Here is a 19,801-nt window from a genome sequence, read left to right on the forward strand (position 1 = left end):
GTCTTTTCAAGAGGTTGAGCCGATCAGCTCAAGCTAGCCGTAAACCGCTGGATGCGGGTGCAGGCTTCCTCAAGCAGTTTTTCCGACGTGGCGTAGGAAATACGGAAGTTCGGACCGAGGCCGAAGGCCGAGCCGAACACCACCGCGACGCCCTCTGCTTCAAGCAACTCCGTGCAGAAGGCTTCGTCGTTTTCGATGACCTTGCCGTTGGGAGCCTTCTTGCCGATCAGGCTGGCGCAGGACGGATAGACGTAGAACGCGCCTTCCGGCGAGGGGCAGGAGATACCGCGCGCCTGGTTTAGCATCGACACGACGAGATCTCGCCTGCCCTGGAAGATCGCCTTGTTCTTCTTGACGAAGTCCTGCGGGCCATTGAGCGCTTCGACCGACGCCCACTGGGCTATGGTGCAGGCGCCGGAGGTCTGCTGGCCCTGGATCATGTCCATCGCCTTGATGAGCTGGAGGGGACCGGCAGCGTAGCCGATGCGCCAGCCGGTCATGGCATAGGCTTTCGAGACGCCGTTCATGGTCAGCGTGCGCTCGTAGAGGTTCGGCTCGACCTCGGCGATGGTCTTGAAGACGAAGTCGCCATAGGTGAGGTGCTCGTACATGTCGTCGGTCAAAACCCAGACCTGCGGGTGCTTCAGCAATACGTCGGCCAGCGCACGAAGCTCGGCTTCGGTGTAGGCGGCGCCGGAAGGGTTGGAGGGCGAGTTCATCAAGAGCCACTTGGTCTTGGGCGTAATCGCCTTTTCGAGCGCCTGAGGGGTCAACTTGAAGCCGTTGTCGATCGACGTTTCGGCAAAGACCGAGGTACCGCCGCAAATGGCGACCATTTCGGGGTAGCTCACCCAGTAAGGGCGCGGGATGATGACTTCGTCGCCCGGGTTGAGCGTGGCCATGAAGGCGTTGAACAGGATCTGCTTGCCGCCGGTGCCGACGATGGTCTGCGCGGGCGTGTAGTCGAGATTGTTCTCGCGCTTGAACTTCTTGGCGATGGCCTCGCGCAGCGGCGCGATGCCGGAGACCGGCGGATACTTGGTTTCGCCGCGGCGGATTGCTTCGATGGCGGCATTCTTGATGTTGTCCGGCGTGTCGAAGTCCGGCTCGCCTGCGCCGAGGCCGATGACATCGCGCCCGGCGTTTTTCAGCTCGCGCGCTTTCTGCGTCACCGCGATGGTCGCGGAAGGCTTTACGCGGGAAAGGGCGTCGGCGAGAAAGGCCATGGGAAATGTCTCCAGTGTGTGGCTGAAACCAGTCGTTCGACTGCGCGCTTCTATTGTCGCATCGGCTGGCGAAGTGCAAGCTTCACGAAATGGCCAGCGTTGAATTCCGAACTCTGCTACATTAACGGGCGGTAAAATATTGGGCCGATAGAATGGCCTGATTTGCAACTGGTTATGCGGAGTGCCGATTTGTCTCGGAGCATCGGGCTTGCCCATGTCATTCGTCACGAAGACGGCACCGCAACCGGCGTGTGGGGCGTCTATACGCTGAAGAGTGCCTTTCAGCCGATTTTTACGTTCAAAGAGGGCAAGCTTTCAATCGTTGCCTTCGAGGGGCTGATCCGTCCATTCCGCAATGGAGAGCCGGAAACGCCAGCGGTGTTTTTTTCAGGATGCCCGCCGGTAGACCGCCTGCATATCGAGGGGCTGACGCGAACCATGCATCTTTTGAACGCCGGGATTTGCCTTCCGGAAGAAATGTCGGTGTTCATCAATTTCGACCCTTCCGTCTTTACGGACAGGAGCGTCTCCGATGCTGCCATGCGCGACATGCGGCTGGTGCTGCATGAGGCAAAGATCGATCCGCGCCGTGTGGTCTGCGAAGTGACCGAGCAGAAGACGATATCCCAGGAAGCGCTCTACGAGTTTGTCGCGGCACTGCGCGCCAGCGGCTTCCGCATTGCGGTAGACGACTATGGCGCCGACGAATCCGACATAACCCGCATCCAGGAACTCAAGCCAGACATCGTTAAGTTCGATGCGGTATGGATCGGCCAGTTGATGGAATCGGGTGCGGGCTTCGCCTTGCTGACGGCAATGGTGAAGTCCTTCGAGGAGCAGGGCATTCATACCGTGTTCGAGGGCATCGAAGAGAACTGGCAGCTCGAACTTGCAGAAAAGTCCGGTGCCTCGATGGTGCAGGGCTTCGTGCTGGCGCGTCCGGAGATCGCTTCGCCCTCGCTGCGCAACATGGGTGGCATCAGCGAGATGCAGGCGACGCTTGAGCAGGCGGAGGAGGCCGAAGCGGCACGGCCGGCGCGCGCAACCGGACGGGCGGCCAAGGTGTTTGGCCGCAGACCCCTCAGATGACACGCAAGCCTGACCGGCGCCGCGATGTCAGCGGGGCAATCTTTGCTGACGAAATCGGCATCGAATACGGGGTCTATGGCGACTTCCGCCTTCGCAGCGCCTACCAGCCGATCTTTGCGCCTCGTGACGGCGCGTTGAAACCGGTGGCCGTCGAGGCGCTTATAGAACCTCATGTGACCGGCCGGCCCGTTTCTCCCGCCATCTTCTTCGAAGGCATTGCAGCGAAGGATCGGCTGTTCGTGGAAACGATGTGCCGCACGCTGCACCTGCATAATTTCCGCCATATCGGCGTCAGCGACCTGGACCTGTTCTTCAATTTCCATCCCGGCGTCAACGATCATCCGGGGCGCGTTCTTGCAGAACTGCGGCTGATGATGGGCGGGCTCGAAGATGTCGAACTGCATCCCGGCATGCTTGTCTGCGAGATCACCGAACACGCTGCGCCAAATGACAAGGTTCTTGTGGCGATCGCCCGTGAAATGCGCCGCAACGGCCTGCGCATTGCCGTTGACGATTTCGGAGCGGGTCATTCGACGGAGGACCGCCTCAAGCTGATAGAGCCGGATATCGTCAAGATCGATGGGCCGTGGTTTACGCTTTTGTGCCGCTACCCGGCGGCCGAACGTCTTTTCAAGTCGCTGGTCGGCCTGTTGCACGACCGTGGCGTAAAAATTCTGGTCGAAGGCATTGAGCAACCCAACCAGTTGCGGGTTGCGCTCGAGGGTGGCGCGGATTTGCTGCAAGGCTTTCTGCTCGGCCGCCCGGCGCTGGCCGGCACCATTTTCAACGAAGAGCCACTTGATGTGGCGCGCTTGCTCGGCAGCGCCGGCATAGCATCGCCGCTGATCGGCTGACCGATCAACGGAATCGATTGCTCCACCAATATTAATCACTGGAAGCGCGGTTTTGGCAGGCGCAATAGTTCGGCATGGGGAGACTGACTGAATGACCGTGCTTTATGGAATGATCGATAGCGGCAACTGCTACAAGCCGCGGCTTTTGATGGCAAAGCTCGGTGTGCCATTCACCAATGTCGAGGTGAGTTCGCATACCGGCCAGACCCGCGCGCCCGAATTCGTGGCCAAGAACCCAAACGCGATGGTGCCGCTGCTGGAACTCGACGACGGCCGGCGAATTGCCGAATCGAATGCCATCTTGCTTTACCTCTCGGAAGGGACCCGGTTTCTTCCGGAAGACCGCTACCAAAGGGCCATGGCCTATCAGTGGCTGTTTTTCGAGCAATACAGCCATGAGCCATATATCGCCGTGCGCAAGGCGCTTTTGACTTTTCCCGAACGCGCAAAGGACGCGACACCGGAGCGGCTGGCGCAGACGCTCGAGCGCGGCAACAAGGCGCTCGGGGTCATGAACAGGCATCTGGCGGGCAATGCCTATTTTGCCGGAGGCGCGCTCAGCGTTGCCGATATTGCGCTCTATGCCTACACGCACTCGGCAGAGCAGGGAGGCTTCCAACTCGATGCCTATCCGGCAGTGGCTGCGTGGCTGAAGAGGGTGGAAGCCGATCCGGGCCATGTGCCGATCGAGTGGCTGCCCTAGAGCGTTTCATGGTTGGCTGGAACCGTTCTGCCGGTGATGGTTTGGGCCAAATTCTTCGGCCTTCGTCTAAACACGCTTGCCATTCCGTGACTTTGCGGCAGCTCATCGACGGCGCAGAACCAGCTGCGCTTACCCCTCATCTGTTTCGGCTTCGCCTCGACCGTTGCCCAGCCCTTCACTATGGCTCGGGGCGTTTGTCGTTCGAAAAGCCCGTTTAGGGGCTTTTCGTGCGCTCCGCGCACCACTTCTCACCCCACAAGGGGCGACGGGGACGCTTGCATCGACCTCATCGCTAGGTACCCATGCTGAACGTTGGCCGGAACGCTGACGCCGACCTACCTTCGCCCCTTGTGGGAGAAGGTGGCCGAGCGCAGCGAGGTCGGATGAGGGGTGTTTGAGCGTAAACGCCGACGCCTCCCTCTCCCCGCCTGCGGGGAGAGGGTAAGGGTGAGGGGCAGGTCGGAGCTAGCCAAGCGTGGATCAGACACAGGCTGACCGCCGCCTAACCAATTGATCCCACTCACTTCCGCAAAAACTTCACCTCTCACTTATCCCCACCCTGTCCGTCTCCCGCATACTCGCTGCCATCGCCCTTGCGGGAGACCTGGTGCGCACCGGGTATCAGGGAAGGGCGTCGGTGCCGGATTGGTCGCATGACGGTNCCCCAAGTCCGGGCCTCGACTGAGCCAGCGGGCCGCATTGGACGGCAGCGCCCCCTCAGGGAGGCAAGACCACCGGACGGGCGGCCGCAAGGCCGCACTACTTAACTAAACGAGCGACCGACCGGCCGCCCGTCCTCCCGACCTCTCAAATGAGGTCAGTTCTTTGACAATGGCCAGACGCGAAAGCGGGCGTGGCAACCATAAAGCACGAACTCCGATAGCCGTCTGGCCATTCCTCGGGGCCCCCGCCAGCGACGAGCGAAGCAAGGAGCTTAAGGGCGGGGCAAGGAAGCGTCCCCGCCAGCGACGAGCGAAGCAAGGAGCTTAAGGGCGGGGCAAGGAATCGTCCCCGCCAGCGACGAGCGTTAGCGAGCGAGTTCGGAGCAGTTCCAGGAAAAGTGGGAACCGGTTTTCCGTTCGGAATTGCGAAACAAAGAACCAGCGTGGCAAAAGGCTCCCAGACGCGAAAGCGGGCGTGGCAATGAATAGATGTGCAATTTCCAACTACTCCGGGATGACGGAGCTGAGGCACGCGCTTCAGTTGGTCGGGACTATCAAGTGAAGCGATGGCGTCGTGGGTTTGATGCCGCGAGGCTGTGATTCGAGATTTTCGGAAAACAGAAGGCGGGCAGAAAAACAAAAAGGCGGGATAAATCCCGCCTTTCGATTGCTTGGGAGCCTGATCGGGAGCCTGGTGTCCGGGCCGGCAGCAATCTGCTGCTTCGGCTGGTCGGGGTCATCATGCTCCGGCGCGCTTCTCGCGCAGCCGCCAGTACATCCGTGACTTGCTGCGCGCCCCGAACTATCGCCCGGCGCGCGCCTTGTGCAAAATCAGGCTGCCTTGCTCAGAGATCCAGCGGACGACTTGCCGGTGCGGCGGTCCTGCTCGATCTCGAAATTGACCTTCTGGCCTTCGTTGAGGGTCGACATGCCAGCGCGTTCGACAGCGGAGATGTGGACGAACACGTCCGCGCCGCCATTGTCAGGCTGGATGAAGCCGTAGCCCTTGGTGGCGTTGAACCACTTAACGGTCCCTGTTGCCATAGTAGTATTCCTTCGAGTTTGCTCATGTTTTCGGTGACCGGACCAAAGCCCGGCCGGTGGCATCGAGATTTTGGAGAAAGACGTCAGCAAACGCGAGGATCGCGAGGCCCGGATCGATCGGCCGAAATATCAACGGGGTGCATATAACCCTTGTTCGAGGCAAAAACAAGAGGTTACAGGAAGCAGCTTGCGGCTGGACGCCAAAAGGACGCCGCATTTGCGGCGGAACTTCGCGGTTCTGCTGGCGTTACGGCGAAAGCAATTGTTGCCGTGCGAGCTAGATCCGGAGGCACCCATGAAAGCAATCCTTGTTGCGGCGAGCCTTTGCCTGATCGCGGCGGAGGCACATGCAATCTCACGCTATGATCCCACCCGGATGAGCTGCGGCGAGGTGCAGGCGCGGGTTGACCGCGACGGAGCGGCTCTGTTGCGCTACCGCTCGCCGCGCAATCCGAACATCACGCTCTATGACCGCTATGTGCGCGACGACCGCTTCTGCGAAATGGGCGAAGTGCGCAGCCGCGCCTTCGTGCCGAGCGGGGACCTCAATTCCTGTCCGGTCTATAAATGCAAGCGGCCGGAATATGAGCAACGGTGGCGGCGGATATGGCCTGACTGAGGCCGAGCCCTCAGAACGCGAATGTAGACTGCGGCGACGGCGGCGGGCCGACATGCACGCCTTCCAGCGCCAGCATTTTTTCCTTCGACGCTGAACCTCCAGGAGCGGAGAAGCCGCCGATCTTGCCGCCGGCGGCAAGGATGCGATGGCAGGGAATGACCAGCGGCACCGGGTTCGCCCCGAGTGCTGCGCCGGTTTCGCGTGGCAGGCCGGCCTTGCCGGCGCGCTTGGCAAGCTCGCCATAGGTGGTGGTTTCACCGAAGCGAAGCTTGCGCGCGGCGTCGTAGATGGCCAACTGGAAATCGTCGACGCCGGAGAGGTCGACCGGGACGTCCGAGAAATCGACTTCCTCGCCTGCCGCATAAGCCTTGATGCGAACGACAAGGTCGGCCACCCATGCCGGCATATCGCGGCTTATGGGTGCGCCGGTGCCGATCTTGCGCAGCAGGTTGCGCTCGACGCTTTCGCGGCTCTTCTGCGCGAGATGCACACGGGTTAATCCGCGTTCGCTCCAGGCAATTCCCATGAAGCCGAGCGCCGTTTCGAATACGGAATGGCCGATGGTTTCAGGGCTGGCTTTGTCGTTCATCTTGTCATCCTTTCGCACTTTGGTACGAAGCGGGAACATTATCGCACCGGCCGGAGGGGATCGCCACCCGAAATACGCGCAAACAACAAGTTACCGGAGGACAGGTTGCGGGCCAGACTCGGCTGATGTAAGGAGCGGAAATCACGTTTTTCCGATCAACGGACTTCGAACCCCCGGTTTGCCAGCGAAGCTGCCCATTGCTGCCCTTGGTGTGATGCTGGCCGCGTTCGGCCTTGCCGGCTGCACCACGACCTCGCAATCGCCGCAATTGGCGCAGTCCGCAAGTGTCGACGAAACCGATGCCGGCTTCACCATTCCGCTGCCCGATACAGTCGCAGTCCTCCCCGAAAGCGCCTATGCGCAGGCCACGGTGAACCCCGACATGGCCGGTTTGCCGGCTCCGGCGCAACCGGGCGACGCGACGGTGGCCGACGCCACGCAACAGCCCGTTGCGATGCCCGGCGTGCAGGCGCAACCGGCGCTGCTTGCTTCGGCAACGCCTGAAATCCAGCCGGCCTCGTTCGTGGCGCCACAGCAGCCAGCCTCGCCGATTGCAGCGCCGCGCGGCCAGGTCGATATGCTGATCGCCAAATATGCCGCGATCTACGAAGTGCCGGAAAATTTCGTGCGGCGCGTTGTCAATCGCGAAAGCACGTTCAACCCGATGGCCTACAACAAGGGTCACTGGGGGCTGATGCAGATCAAGCACGCGACGGCGCGCGGCATGGGCTATGACGGTCCGGCCAACGGGCTGCTCGATGCCGAGACCAACCTTAAATACGCGGTGAAGTACCTGCGCGGGGCGTGGCTGGTGGCCGATGGCGACGAGAACCGCGCCGACCGGCTCTACCAGACCGGCTATTATTACGACGCCAAGCGCCGCGGCATGCTGGGCATCACCGGGCTCGGCAAGGACCGCAAGCGCCGCCGCGAGCCTGTTCTGGTCGCGCCGGCGCTGCCGGTGGAGACGCCGCCCGTGGTCGACCTGCCGGTTGCGCTGACCGATTCCTGATCCTTTTCATATGTCGGGCGCATTGCCGATGCGCTTCTTCAGTTCGAGCGCCCAGACGCGGCCTTCGTCGCCGCCCCACAGATGCCAGGCGATATAGCCGGCGGACGGATTTGCCTCGTTGCCGTAGTTCCTGCCGCGCTTGTCCACTTCATGGCGGGCGAAATAGCTGACCATGCGGCGGATGGTGGAGGGCGCGAGCGGCTTGCACGCCTTCAGTTCAGTGGCGCGCGCCACGCCGATCTCGGTGCCGCCGCGCTTGAACTGCGCGCGCATCGCCAGCCCCTTGGCGGCGTTGTCGGCCACGACCTGCGGCGGAATGAGGGAAACCTCGTCGGGATCGTCCATTGCACCTCCACAGGTATGGCCAAGCGTTTCGCGCACCTGGCGATTGTGCGCCAGTGCTTGTCGTTACTATAGGGCAAGCGCGGGACGAGGGGACAAGCCGGACCGGTTTTTGTTATAGCGGGGGAAACAGCAAAGAGGCCGTCATGCCACCCATTGCGCTTCCCCTTTCCGGTTCGTGCCGCTGCGGGCAGGTCGAAATCCGCATCACCAAGGCGCCGATCTGCACCGCCGCCTGCCACTGCCACGGTTGCCAGAAAATGGCATCTTCGGCCTATTCGCTGACCGCAATGGTGCCGGCGGACGGGTTCGAAGTGGCGAAGGGCGAGCCGGTGATCGGCGGCCTGCACGGCGCCGACCTCAACCATTATTTCTGCGCGCACTGCATGACGTGGCTGTTCACGCGACCCGTCGGCTTCGACTTCGTCAATGTGCGGCCGACCATGTTCAACGATACGAACTGGTTCCGGCCCTATATGGAAACCTATGCCAGCACCAGGTTGCCCTTTGCCGAAACCGGCGCGGTGCGGAGCTTCGAGACGTTCCCCTCGATGGAGGACATCGGCGAACTGATTGCGGGCTATGCGGACTGGGCCGGGTGAGGGGATTTTCGCTCCCCTGAATAGGGAGGGGCGCACCCCTTTCCACATCGTCATCCTCGGGCAAGCCTGAGCATGGCGAAAGGCGCGATCCGAGGATCCATGCCGCGAGGATCAACCTGTATGGGGCGGCTCACAATGAGGGGCTTTCTTATGCGCCCCTTGCGCGCTGCCGATTGGTCACGGAATGGATCCCGGACAGCATCGCCGTCGCTTCGCTCTGCTCGCTTCCGGGATGACGCGGTGGGGGTGGTTTGCTTCTTCGCGTGGGAGATTCTTCCCCCTCGTCATCCTCGGGCAAGCCTGAGCGCAGCGAAAGGCGCGACCCGAGGATCCATGCCGTGAGGATTGTGTGGTGCAGGGCGGCTCAGAATGGGGTCTTCTTTGCACCCTTTGCGCGCTTCCGTTTGATCACGGCATGGATCCTAGGGTCTGCGCGACGGCCTTCGGCCTGCTCCGCCCTGGGATGACGAAGGGACGGGTATACCTATTCGTTGCCACGCCCGGCTAAAGCCGTCTGGCCATTGTCAAAGAACTGACCTCGGTTGAGAGGTCGGGAGGACGGGCGGCCGTTCGGTCGCTTGTTTAGTTAAGTAGTGCGGCCTTGCGGCCGCCCGTCCGGTGGCTTCCCTCAACCGATGCACCGGCCATGCCGCAGCTCCAGCCTCAATGGCCGACAACTGCGGGCAACACTGCGCCCGGTTCGAGGGCCGAACTTAGGGGCTCATCACCCAGCCGCCTACCGCAGACGACCAGCCCGGCACCGACGCCCTTCCCTGATACCCGGTGCGCACCAGGTCTCCCGCAAGAGCGATGGGTGGATTATGGGGGAAGTGAAAAGAGGGTGGATAAGGGAGATGGAAGATTTTTCGGGAAGTGAGTGGGATCAAGGAGTTAGGTGGTGGTCAGGCCGAGGTTGGTCCACGCTTGGCCAACTCAGCGCTGCCCCTCACCCTTACCCTCTCCCCTGAGGAGAGGGAGGTGTCAGCGTTTGCGCCAGAAACGGTAGGTATCCTCCGCCTTCGCACTGCCGAACCGTCACGGAATGGATCCCGGACAGCTTCGCCTCACTTCGCTTCCGGGATGACGGATTTGAGATGAACGCCCATGTGCGGCGAAATCGCCACCGAATGTCGCACCGCCTGCGCACAATGGCGCTACTGGATAAGCTCGCCCAGTCAGTCTAGTCAGAATTCATCGTCATCGTCATCGTCATCGCCGTCTTCGTAGAGGCTATCGTAACCACCGGCGCCCTTTTCTATTGCGAATTTTACGCTCCCCTTGTCATCTTCGTCTTCGAACACCCACGATTCAGCGTCTCTATTATAGAATGAAACGTCATCATCATATAGCTGCTTAAAGAATTGATTTCCTTGAATATTCTTTGATTTTATCTTGAGCCCAAACTGCCGGTCCCCCTCGTAGGCCAATAGCCAGTTGTTGCTCAACATCGGCTGATCACCGAGTCTCTCCAAAAGTGCTTCTTTAGGTATCTTGTAGGGGGCTTTCGATTTCTCGTGAATGTCGAGCGCTATCAAACAAGGCATTGGACCACAGCGCAGAAGGACCGCTTCAAATATTTCCTTATCTAATGGCCCCTCAATCTCCTTAAGAAGCCACAAAGCCCATGATATTTCTGAATCGTGACCGGATTTCACATTTTGGCGGATAGATTTGTCGATCACCTCTATCCATTTTTTTTGATCGATCGATTTCACAACATTACGCCACGCAACAACGCGCGCGACATAGTCCCAACAATGAGGAAAATTAATCGCAGCTCGCACTAGAAATGGTTCTATAATGTCCCAGTATTCCGTCCAAATTGCGAGTTCGTCCATTTTTCGAACCGCAAATTTGACAATGCCTTCATCTTTATAAGAAGCGGCTTTGCGAAGAATTTCATCCATAAAATGTACAAAGTCAGCCTTCATCTGACTATTTGGCAAGCCTTCTGATTTATAACGTTCAAGCTCTCTACGTATTTCAACAGGCCAGTACGGCTCAAGATCATCGCTAGCACTTAGGATGACTGTCTTAGATTCGTTTATGTCCAGCTCGAAAGCGCGTATGGCATCCCTTATTCCGCTCAAATAAGTATGCGCATCGTCAATATTATCGCTTCCAATATATATATCATCGACGAGTCGAAGCATTGGAATATTGTGACCATGCGCTTTTCTAAAACGCTGATCAATCGCTACGCCTATGATTTCGGATGTAATACGGGAAACATCTGGTCCGATAGGAATTCCAACGGTCTGACCATCTTGAGCTTGCCTAGTTAGCCAATCTAGTCGATTTCCATATACGTCAATGGAATCCGGCTTTCGGTCTTTTTTTGCTGCAGGCTTGCCATGTAAGGCCCAAGGCAATGAATGAGTGTAAATAGAATGGTAGTAGCGTGATATGTCGGTTCGCACCACGTAGCGTGATAGTGACAGGTCTCTGCGCCTACGCTTGTGAAATTCCGCATAGCTGCTGATACCTATTGGTCTTGTTGTTGTCGCTGAGAATTCGGGATTCGAACTGCTGTCTTCAGATTTCGATAGGTGCTCGTCAATTTCATACTGATGCAACGTGAAAAAATGAACTGTGTCCACCATGTACACAGGGTTAGGCATGGTGAAGACACGTCGTTGACCTCCTCTTTTCGAAGAGTTGTATTTGCAGGCCTCGGTTGGCTTATCCGTCAAGAACTGGTCGGCGCTAAGCGGCTTTATTGCCGCCTCGTGGAGGTTCTCGACAGCAAATACAGGCGGCATGTTTTCTGGAAAATAGCCATGTTCAAGAACCCGTTCAGCAAAAATGCTCTTGGAATCCCCTAAGAACTTTGGCATTGCAATCAAACCGTTCCGAAAGTTAATTCTTATTTAGTCCGCAAGTGAGTTTGACTGTGCGGTAGAATCAAGTCGAAAGCAACATGGTCAATTGGGCCTAATTGGCGGCCAGCGCTTTCCGCGAGAGCGGCCGCCTCAAAGTGCCGCTTTGGCGTCGGTGCGAAGTTGGTGAGCTCGTGCTTGCCCTTTTCCTACAAATGGAGGGTGAGGATTGGTAACTTGCGCCGCGCCGCTCCTTCTCCGCTGCGTACGACAACTATTGCCAAAAGAAGGCGGGGAATGGCGTCGCGCACCTCAAGGGTTCTGTTATTCGCGGGCGACACTATTGAGATGTTGGCGAGATAGCCGTTCAATCTCTTGGTGTCGGTGCTCGAAAGCCAAGTAATTGGGCGTTTTGCCCGCTTTTCGGACAGCATCTCTCCCCGTAGAACGGGGAGAGAAAAGCAGCTTCGGCGCTCGCCTTACAGGAAGTATTCCTGCAGCGGTCTGACTTCCAAGCTTCCCGCACGCAGGGCGGCGATGGCCTCGGCCACGGCGGCGGCGCCGGACAGCGTGGTGTAGTAGGGCACCTTCTGCATCAGCGTGGCGCGGCGCAGCGACTTTGAGTCCGAGACCGCCTTCTGTCCGTCCGTGGTGTTGAAGACGATCTGCACCTGGCGGTTGCGGATGGCGTCCTCGATATGCGGGCGGCCTTCCAGCACCTTGTTGATCTTTTCCGCCGCGACGCCGTTTTCACCGAGGAAGCGGGCGGTGCCGGAGGTGGCCAGCACCTTGAAGCCCTGCTCGGCAAGGCGCTTGACGGCAGGCAGGATGCCTTTCTTGTCTTCATCGCGCACCGAGACGAACAGCGTGCCCGAACGCGGCAGGTCCACGCCGGCGCCGAGCTGGCTCTTGGCGAAGGCCAGCGCATAGTCGGTGTCGAGGCCCATGACCTCGCCGGTGGAGCGCATTTCCGGGCCGAGCAGCGTATCGACGCCGGGGAAACGGGCGAAGGGGAACACCGCTTCCTTGACCGCGATGTGGCCGGGATTGCGGGGGTCGGGCTTGGCGCCATAATGGGCGAAGGCCTCGTCCAGCGTTTCGCCGGCCATGATGCGCGCGGCGATCTTGGCGATGGGGCGGCCGATAGTCTTGGCAACGAAAGGCACGGTGCGCGAGGCGCGCGGGTTCACTTCCAGCACGTAGATGGTGCCGTCCTTGATGGCGTACTGCACGTTCATCAGGCCGCCGACATTGAGCGCCTTGGCAAGCGCCGCCGTCTGGCGCTCGATCTCGTCAACGATCTCGGTCGAGAGCGAATGCACCGGCAGCGAGCAGGCCGAGTCGCCGGAATGGATGCCGGCTTCCTCGATGTGCTCCAGGATGCCGGAGATGAAGGTTGACTTGCCGTCGCACAGGCAATCCACGTCCACCTCGACGGCTTCGGTGAGATAGGTGTCGAACAGGAGCGGGTTCTTGCCGAGCAGGGTATTGATCTGGCCGGTCTTGTCGTTGGGGTATTTCTGCTTGATGTCTTCCGGCACGAGGCCGGGCACGGTGTCGAGCAGGTAGGTCTGCAGCATGCCCTCGTCGTAGATGATCTGCATGGCGCGGCCGCCGAGCACATAGGACGGGCGCACGACCAGCGGGAAGCCGAGCTCGCCGGCGACGGTGCGCGCCTGCTCGACGGAGAGGGCGATGCCGTTCTTGGGCTGGGTGAGGTCGAGTTTCTGCAACAGCTTCTGGAAGCGGTCGCGGTCTTCGGCAAGGTCGATCATGTCGGGCGAGGTGCCGAGGATCGGGATGCCGTTCTTTTCCAGCGCCTCGGCAAGCTTCAGCGGGGTCTGGCCGCCGAACTGAACGATGACGCCGACGAGTTCGCCACGCGTCTGTTCCATCTTGAGGATCTCGATGACGTCCTCGGCGGTGAGCGGTTCGAAATAGAGGCGGTCGGAGGTGTCGTAGTCGGTCGAGACCGTCTCCGGGTTGCAGTTGATCATGATCGATTCGTAGCCGGCCTCGGCGAGCGCAAAGCAGGCGTGGCAGCAGCAATAGTCGAACTCGATGCCCTGGCCGATGCGGTTGGGGCCGCCGCCGAGGATGACCACCTTCTTGCGGTCGGAAATGCCGGCCTCGTTGGCGAGGGAGCCGGCGAACGGCACCTCGTAGGTGGAGTACATGTAGGCGGTGGGCGAGGCGAATTCGGCGGCGCAGGTGTCGATGCGCTTGTAGACGGGATGGACGGCCAGCGCGTTGCGCAGATGCGCGACTTCCTTGGCGGTCTTGCCGGTGAGCGAGGCGAGGCGCGCATCGGAGAAGCCGGAAGCCTTCAGCATGCGCAGGTTCTCGGCATCCTCAGGAAGGCCGTGCTCGCGGATGCGGGCTTCAAGGGCGATGATGCCGGCGATCTGCTCGAGGAACCACGGGTCGATCTTGCACATGGCATGCACGTCTTCGAGCGAGGTGCCCATGCGGATCGCCTGCGCCACCATGCGCAGCCGGTCGGGCGTGGGGGTACCGAGCGCTGCGCGGATGGCGTTTCTGTCGTCGCCGGTTCCAATGCCGGGGATTTCGATCTCGTCGAGGCCGGTGAGGCCGGTTTCGAGACCGCGCAGCGCCTTTTGCAGCGATTCCTGGAAGGTGCGGCCGATGGCCATGACTTCGCCGACCGACTTCATGGCGGTGGTGAGCGTGGGTTCCGCGCCGGGGAATTTCTCGAAGGCGAAGCGCGGGATCTTGGTCACGACATAGTCGATGGACGGCTCGAAGGAGGCGGGCGTCGCGCCGCCGGTGATGTCGTTTTCGAGCTCGTCCAGCGTGTAGCCGACGGCGAGCTTGGCGGCGATCTTGGCGATGGGGAAGCCGGTCGCCTTGGAGGCGAGCGCGGAGGAGCGCGAGACGCGCGGGTTCATCTCGATGACGACGAGGCGGCCATCGGCCGGGTTGACGGCGAACTGGACGTTGGAGCCGCCGGTCTCGACGCCGATCTCGCGCAGCACCGCGATCGAGGCGTTGCGCATCATCTGGTATTCCTTGTCGGTCAAGGTGAGCGCAGGGGCAACCGTGATGGAATCGCCGGTGTGAACGCCCATCGGATCGACGTTTTCGATCGAGCAGACGATGATGCAGTTGTCGGCTTTGTCGCGCACCACCTCCATCTCGTATTCCTTCCAGCCAAGCACCGATTCCTCGATCAGCACTTCGGTGGTGGGGGAGGCGTCGAGGCCGGACTGGACGATGTCGAAGAACTCGGCGCGGTTGTAGGCGATGCCGCCGCCGGTGCCGCCGAGCGTGAAGGAGGGGCGGATGATGGCGGGCAGGCCGACGGCGTCGAGCGCCTGGGCGGCGACGCCCATGGCGTGCGCGACGTAGCGCTGCTTGCGGTCGCCTTCGCCGAGGTTCCAGCGGGTTTCGAGCGCATCGAGCGCGGCGTCGAGATTGGCGGGGCTTTCGGCCTTGAGGGCGGCGCGGTCGGCCTCGTGCTTCTTGCGGTCGGCGTCCTTGACGTCGGTGGCGTTGGCCAGCATCGATTTCGGCGTTTCCAGCCCGATCTTCTTCATCGCCTCACGGAACAGGGCGCGGTCCTCGGCCTTGTCGATGGCGTGCGCGTCTGCGCCGATCATCTCGACATTGTAGCGCTCGAGCACGCCCATGCGGCGCAGCGACAGCGCGGTGTTGAGCGCGGTCTGGCCGCCCATTGTGGGGAGAAGCGCGTCGGGGCGCTCCTTGGCGATGATCTTGGCGACGACTTCGGGCGTGATCGGCTCGATATAGGTGGCGTCGGCTAGCTCCGGGTCGGTCATGATGGTGGCCGGGTTGGAGTTGACGAGGATGACGCGAAAGCCCTCCTGCCTGAGCGCCTTGCAGGCCTGGGTGCCGGAATAGTCGAACTCGCAGGCCTGGCCGATGACGATGGGGCCGGCGCCGATGATCAGGATGGATTTGATATCGGTGCGTTTTGGCATGGCGGGTCCGTCGGGTCTGGGCTGCACGAAAGACCGGCGAGGTTTCTCCGTTTCGCGTGGAACGCGTCGTGGAGGACCGGGCCAGTGTGCGGGCAAGGTTCTTAGTGGCTAAGGGGGCCTTATAGGGGAGAGTTCCGCGCGATGTAACCCCGAAAAGTACGCTTTTAGGCCAATGAACTGTGCGTAATCGGCGCAGGCGGAAATCTCGGGGGCGGAGGCTCGGGCCGACGCTATTTCCGGCTCTCTGCAGGCGCGGCGGAATCCCGCGCCGCGGCAATCACCGAATCGAGCAGACCGGGAAAAAGCGTGTCGAGGTCGGCCCGGCGCAAGGTGATCAGCCGGCTGGTGCCGGCGACCTCGGTGTTGGTGATGCCGGCCTCGCGCAGCTTGGCGAGATGGTAGCTGACATTGGTCTTGGAGCCGAATTCGTTGAAGCGGCCGCAATTCAGCGGCGTGCCGGTGCGGTTGAGCGTGGCGACGATGGCAAGCCGGGTCGGATCGCCCAGCGCCGAAAGCACGTTGGCGAGCGTGATCTGTTCGGGAAGAGGATGGGGCAGGTTCATGGGCGAAGGCTACAACATTGGCGGCCGGTTTCAATTCGGCCTGGCCGCATTTTGCGGCTTGCTTCAACTCGGTTTGGCCGCGCTGGCGGCCGGGTTCATGACACAGGGCTGTCAGCAGCCTTGCGATAGGTAATTGATATATCGAGGCAACAAGTTCAATAGTTCAATAAATCTTGAACTAAGGACAGTTCCATGGACAGACGCCTTATATGGCTCGCGGTCGGCTCGTTCGCAATGAGCACCGTCGGCTTCGTCTTTTCGAGCCTTTTGCCATCGATTGCGGCTGACGCGCATGTTTCCATTCCGAGCGCCGGCTACCTGATCACCGCCTTTTCGCTGGCCTACGCGATCGGAGCGCCGACGCTATCGGCGCTGTTCGGTGCGGCCGACCGCCGCAAGCTTCTGGTCGTGGCGATGCTGATATTCGTGGCGGGCAACGGCGTTGCGGCGACGAGTTCCTCGTTTACAGCCCTTGCGGCGGCGCAGATCATCATGGGCATGGCTGCGGGCCTGTTCGCGGCAACCGCACAAGCGACCGCCGTGGCGCTGGCTGGACCGGAGCACAGGGCGCTCGCCATTTCGGTCGTGGTTGGCGGGACGACGTTTGCCGTGGCGCTGGGTGCGCCGCTGGGAGCCTTGATTGCCAATTTCTGGGGCTGGCGAGGTACCTTCGGGGCCATTGCGCTGCTTGGCCTTGCCTGCTCGTTCGTGCTTTGGCTGCGCCTGCCGCGCGGGCTGCAAGGCACGCGCCTGACCATGCGCGAGCGGCTGCACAGCCTTGGCCAGCCGGGCATTCTGCCGTCACTGATGGTGACGCTGCTCTACCTGACCGGCGGCTTCATGCTGATTTCCTATTTCGCGCCGCTGGCCATGGAAGGCGCCGGCCTGCCGGCGCTCGCCTTGCCCGGCATGCTGCTGGCCTTCGGCGTCGGTGCGGTGATCGGCAACCTGTCCAGCGGCTTCCTTGCCGACCGCTTCGGGGCGACGCGCGTGGTTGTGCTTTCGCTCATCCTGTCTTCGCTGGTCTGCCTGACGATTTCGTTCGACCTGACATTCGTTCCGCATGAGCTGGCCGGCCCGATCCTGATCGGCCTGATGGTGCCGTGGGGGATCATCGGCTGGGGGTTCCCGCCGGCTCAGGCGAGCAGGCTCGTTGCCTATGCACCGGAGATCGCGCACCTGACGCTGTCGCTCAACGCCTCGGCAATCTACCTCGGCATCGCTATCGGCACGGTGTTCGGCGGAAGGGTGCTGGAATATTCGACGCCGGCCAATCTCGGCATCATCGCAGCGGCGTTTCCGATTGCGGCGCTTGCCGTCCTGACTGTGAGCCTCAGGACGGCAAGGGTTGCGCCGCTACCGGCAGAGTAAACGTCGTCAGCTACCGGCTTCGAGCCCGGCGCGGCGTTCGACCTCCGCTTCGCTCGGCTCCTCCAACGCAAACGAGCCGGTCTTGATGTCGCCGCTGCGCAGGTAAGTGGCCATGATGACGCCGGTGCTCGAAGCCTGCGAGGAGACGAGCTTGAGGGCGGCGGGCATGGCTCCGTTACCGAACAGGCGCTTGCCGGGGCCAAGGATCAACGGGAACACCAGCAATGTGATCTCGTCGATGAGGTCGGCGGCAAGCAAGGTCTGGATAAGCTCGCTGGAGCCCTGGATAAGCAGGTCGGGGCCGTCTTGCTGCTTCAGCTTGCGCAAGGTTGCGACCACGTCGGGACCGAGCGAAATACTGTTTTGCCAGGCAAGCGTGTCGGGCGAATGGGTGGCGACGTATTTGGTGACGGCGTTGAAGGTTTTCGCTATCGGGTCTTCTTCAGGCGCATGCGGCCAATGGGCGGCGAAGATGTCGTAGGTGCGCCGTCCAAGCAGAAGGTCGAAAGGCTTGGAAAAGGCTTCGTCCATGACCTTGCCCATGACGTCGTCCCAATAATGGAACGTCCAGCCGCCATATTTGAAACCGCCCTCGGTATCTTCCTGCGGCCCACCCGGAGCCTGCATGACGCCATCGAGGCTGACGAAAGTCGCGGCTTTGATCTTGCGCATGGGAACCTTCCCTTTATCCCGTTGCTGCTGGCCCGTAGTGGCCTGCTTCATCAGGAATGACGATTGAGCGGGCCGCTATCCGACAGGCTTCAGCGAAAATTTGCAAGGAAGGGCAGGGTCTCTCCAAGTCAACCGAAGCCGACGATGGTGTCGTAGAGGAGCTTGAAGTTCAGCATCAAAATGAGGCCAGCGACGAACCATGCCAGTACCGACACGGCGCGCGGGATGGCGAGGCTGCCCATTTTCTTGCGGTCCGAGACGAAGGATACGAGCGGGACGACGGCGAAGGGAAGCTGCATCGACAGGATGACCTGGCTGAACACCAGAAGCTCGGCGGTGCCCTTCTCGCCATAAAGAATGGTGACGAAGACAACCGGGATGATGGCGAGGCCGCGCGTGAGCAGGCGGCGAGCCCAGTGCGGCAGGCGCAGGCGCAGGAAGCCTTCCATGACGATCTGGCCAGCCAGCGTGGCGGTGACGGTGGAGTTGAGGCCGGAGGCGAGCAGCGCCACGGCAAACAGCGTCGAGGCAATGCCGAGGCCGAGGAGCGGCGAAAGAAGCTGATAGGCATCGCCAATCTCGGCGACGTCCTGATGCGGCGTGCCGTGGAAAGCGACGGCGGCGACAATCAGGATCGAGGCATTGACGAACAGCGCCAGCATCAGTGCGATGGTGGAGTCCACTGTGGCCCACTTGATGGCATCGCGCTTGCCCTTGTCGGTGCGTTCATAGGCGCGCGTCTGCACGATGGAGGAGTGCAGGTAGAGATTGTGCGGCATGACGGTGGCGCCGATGATGCCGATGGCGACGTAGAGCATGGCCGGGTTGGTGACGATCTCCGATGAGGGCATGAACATCGAGTGCAAGATGGTGCCGGGTGCCGGGGCGGCAACGAAGATCTGCACGGCAAAGCAGCCGAAGATGATGATGAGAAGCGCGATGACGAAGGCTTCGAGATAGCGGAAGCCCTTGTTCATCAAGAGCAGCACCAGGAAGGCATCAAGCGCGGTGAGCAAAACGCCGCCGATAAGCGGAATGCCGAACAGGAGCTGGAGCGCGATGGCCGTGCCGATGACTTCGGCCAGATCGCAGGCGATGATGGCAAGTTCGCAGGCGACCCAAAGCGCATAGGCGACGGGCTTCGGATAGTAGGCGCGGCAGGCCTGGGCGAGGTCATGCCCGGTGGCGATGCCGAGACGGGCGGAAAGCGCCTGCAGGAGGATCGCCATCAGGTTGGACAGCATGATGACGAACAAAAGCGTGTAGCCGAACTGCGCGCCACCGGCGAGGTCGGTGGCCCAGTTGCCCGGATCCATGTAGCCGACCGAGACCATGTAACCCGGCCCCATGAAGGCGAACAGCCGGCGGAACCAGACGCCGGTGGTGGGAACCGCGATGGAGGCGTGGACTTCCGGCAGGCTGGGCATGGCTTCTTGCGAGCGCTGGAAGAAACGCCTGCTCTTGTGCGGCGATGCGACGAGTTCGGTTTCGGACATTGTGGACTTTCGAGACGGGTGAGGCTCCGATAGCCAATAATTATGCCAAGGCTCAACATTATACAATATGCTATATTTCATAATGATGGCTTCCTTTGGCGTTGGACGAAAGCCTATCGGGGTGAGGGTTGCGGAGCCTGTCGAATGGGTTAAACAGGTTTGGGGTGGGTGAGGCA

The 19,801-nt window shown here is 60.9% G+C and carries 16 protein-coding genes; 7 read left to right on the forward strand and 9 right to left on the reverse strand.

Going from position 1 to position 19,801, the window contains the following annotated elements; genetic code table 11:
- Window positions 1-23 precede the first annotated feature (23 nt).
- Entirely contained in the window at window positions 24-1,226 is a 1,203-nt protein-coding gene (locus ASD50_RS04875) for a pyridoxal phosphate-dependent aminotransferase (RefSeq protein WP_056236860.1), read from the reverse strand.
- A gap of 189 nt (window positions 1,227-1,415) precedes the next feature.
- On the opposite strand from ASD50_RS04875, the gene ASD50_RS04880 reads away from it, so the two are divergent.
- The 3 genes from ASD50_RS04880 (at window position 1,416) to ASD50_RS04890 (ending at window position 3,872) form a co-directional block, all read left to right on the forward strand.
- Window positions 1,416-2,315 carry an EAL domain-containing protein gene (locus tag ASD50_RS04880; RefSeq protein WP_056237016.1) on the forward strand — a complete coding sequence of 300 codons (900 nt, stop codon included), beginning with the start codon at window positions 1,416-1,418 and terminating at the stop codon, window positions 2,313-2,315.
- Complete coding sequence (locus ASD50_RS04885) at window positions 2,312-3,169, forward strand: EAL domain-containing protein (protein ID WP_056236863.1); 858 nt, start codon at window positions 2,312-2,314, stop codon at window positions 3,167-3,169. Before ASD50_RS04880 ends, ASD50_RS04885 begins: the two co-directional genes overlap by 4 nt.
- A gap of 91 nt (window positions 3,170-3,260) precedes the next feature.
- Complete coding sequence (locus ASD50_RS04890) at window positions 3,261-3,872, forward strand: glutathione S-transferase family protein (protein WP_056236866.1); 612 nt, start codon at window positions 3,261-3,263, stop codon at window positions 3,870-3,872.
- A gap of 1,493 nt (window positions 3,873-5,365) precedes the next feature.
- On the opposite strand, the gene ASD50_RS04895 is transcribed toward ASD50_RS04890, so the two are convergent.
- Window positions 5,366-5,578 carry a cold-shock protein gene (locus tag ASD50_RS04895; protein WP_056105757.1) on the reverse strand — a complete coding sequence of 71 codons (213 nt, stop codon included), beginning with the start codon at window positions 5,576-5,578 and terminating at the stop codon, window positions 5,366-5,368.
- 295 nt (window positions 5,579-5,873) lie between these two features.
- Here ASD50_RS04895 and ASD50_RS04900 point away from each other — a divergent pair, with 295 nt between their 5' ends.
- The gene (locus tag ASD50_RS04900) at window positions 5,874-6,197 is read left to right on the forward strand and encodes a hypothetical protein (RefSeq protein WP_056236869.1); all 324 of its coding nucleotides are present in this window, start codon (window positions 5,874-5,876) and stop codon (window positions 6,195-6,197) included.
- Between the two features lie 10 nt (window positions 6,198-6,207).
- On the opposite strand, the gene ASD50_RS04905 is transcribed toward ASD50_RS04900, so the two are convergent.
- Window positions 6,208-6,786, reverse strand: a complete 579-nt coding sequence (locus ASD50_RS04905) for a methylated-DNA--[protein]-cysteine S-methyltransferase (protein WP_056237018.1) — start codon at window positions 6,784-6,786, stop codon at window positions 6,208-6,210.
- Between the two features lie 178 nt (window positions 6,787-6,964).
- Between ASD50_RS04905 and ASD50_RS04910 the strand changes: the two genes are divergently transcribed.
- Window positions 6,965-7,798 carry a lytic transglycosylase domain-containing protein gene (locus ASD50_RS04910; RefSeq protein WP_244484434.1) on the forward strand — a complete coding sequence of 278 codons (834 nt, stop codon included), beginning with the start codon at window positions 6,965-6,967 and terminating at the stop codon, window positions 7,796-7,798.
- A 6-nt stretch (window positions 7,799-7,804) separates the two neighbouring features.
- On the opposite strand, the gene ASD50_RS04915 is transcribed toward ASD50_RS04910, so the two are convergent.
- On the reverse strand, window positions 7,805-8,143 hold the full coding sequence (locus tag ASD50_RS04915) for a hypothetical protein (protein ID WP_056236870.1): 339 nt from the start codon (window positions 8,141-8,143) through the stop codon (window positions 7,805-7,807).
- Between the two features lie 143 nt (window positions 8,144-8,286).
- On the opposite strand from ASD50_RS04915, the gene ASD50_RS04920 reads away from it, so the two are divergent.
- Entirely contained in the window at window positions 8,287-8,742 is a 456-nt protein-coding gene (locus ASD50_RS04920) for a GFA family protein (protein WP_056236873.1), read from the forward strand.
- A gap of 1,184 nt (window positions 8,743-9,926) precedes the next feature.
- Here ASD50_RS04920 and ASD50_RS22930 read toward each other — a convergent pair.
- From ASD50_RS22930 to ASD50_RS04940, 3 genes are all read right to left on the reverse strand, one after another.
- Window positions 9,927-11,579 (reverse strand): RNA-directed DNA polymerase, encoded by a 1,653-nt coding sequence (locus tag ASD50_RS22930; protein ID WP_156464941.1) that lies wholly within the window; start codon window positions 11,577-11,579, stop codon window positions 9,927-9,929.
- Between the two features lie 461 nt (window positions 11,580-12,040).
- Window positions 12,041-15,523 (reverse strand): carbamoyl-phosphate synthase large subunit, encoded by a 3,483-nt coding sequence (carB, locus tag ASD50_RS04935; RefSeq protein WP_056236879.1) that lies wholly within the window; start codon window positions 15,521-15,523, stop codon window positions 12,041-12,043.
- 230 nt (window positions 15,524-15,753) lie between these two features.
- Window positions 15,754-16,086, reverse strand: a complete 333-nt coding sequence (locus ASD50_RS04940; RefSeq protein WP_056236881.1) for an ArsR/SmtB family transcription factor — start codon at window positions 16,084-16,086, stop codon at window positions 15,754-15,756.
- A gap of 192 nt (window positions 16,087-16,278) precedes the next feature.
- Here ASD50_RS04940 and ASD50_RS04945 point away from each other — a divergent pair, with 192 nt between their 5' ends.
- Window positions 16,279-17,457: an MFS transporter gene (locus tag ASD50_RS04945; RefSeq protein ID WP_056236884.1), complete on the forward strand. Its 1,179-nt coding sequence runs from the start codon at window positions 16,279-16,281 to the stop codon at window positions 17,455-17,457.
- Between the two features lie 6 nt (window positions 17,458-17,463).
- On the opposite strand, the gene ASD50_RS04950 is transcribed toward ASD50_RS04945, so the two are convergent.
- Together ASD50_RS04950 and ASD50_RS04955 are read right to left on the reverse strand one after the other, a co-directional pair.
- Window positions 17,464-18,129: a dihydrofolate reductase family protein gene (locus tag ASD50_RS04950; RefSeq protein WP_056237021.1), complete on the reverse strand. Its 666-nt coding sequence runs from the start codon at window positions 18,127-18,129 to the stop codon at window positions 17,464-17,466.
- Between the two features lie 128 nt (window positions 18,130-18,257).
- On the reverse strand, window positions 18,258-19,625 hold the full coding sequence (locus tag ASD50_RS04955) for an Nramp family divalent metal transporter (RefSeq protein ID WP_056236886.1): 1,368 nt from the start codon (window positions 19,623-19,625) through the stop codon (window positions 18,258-18,260).
- Window positions 19,626-19,801: the final 176 nt, after the last annotated feature.

It is taken from the genome of Mesorhizobium sp. Root552, from assembly GCF_001427285.1.
GTDB lineage: Bacteria > Pseudomonadota > Alphaproteobacteria > Rhizobiales > Rhizobiaceae > Mesorhizobium.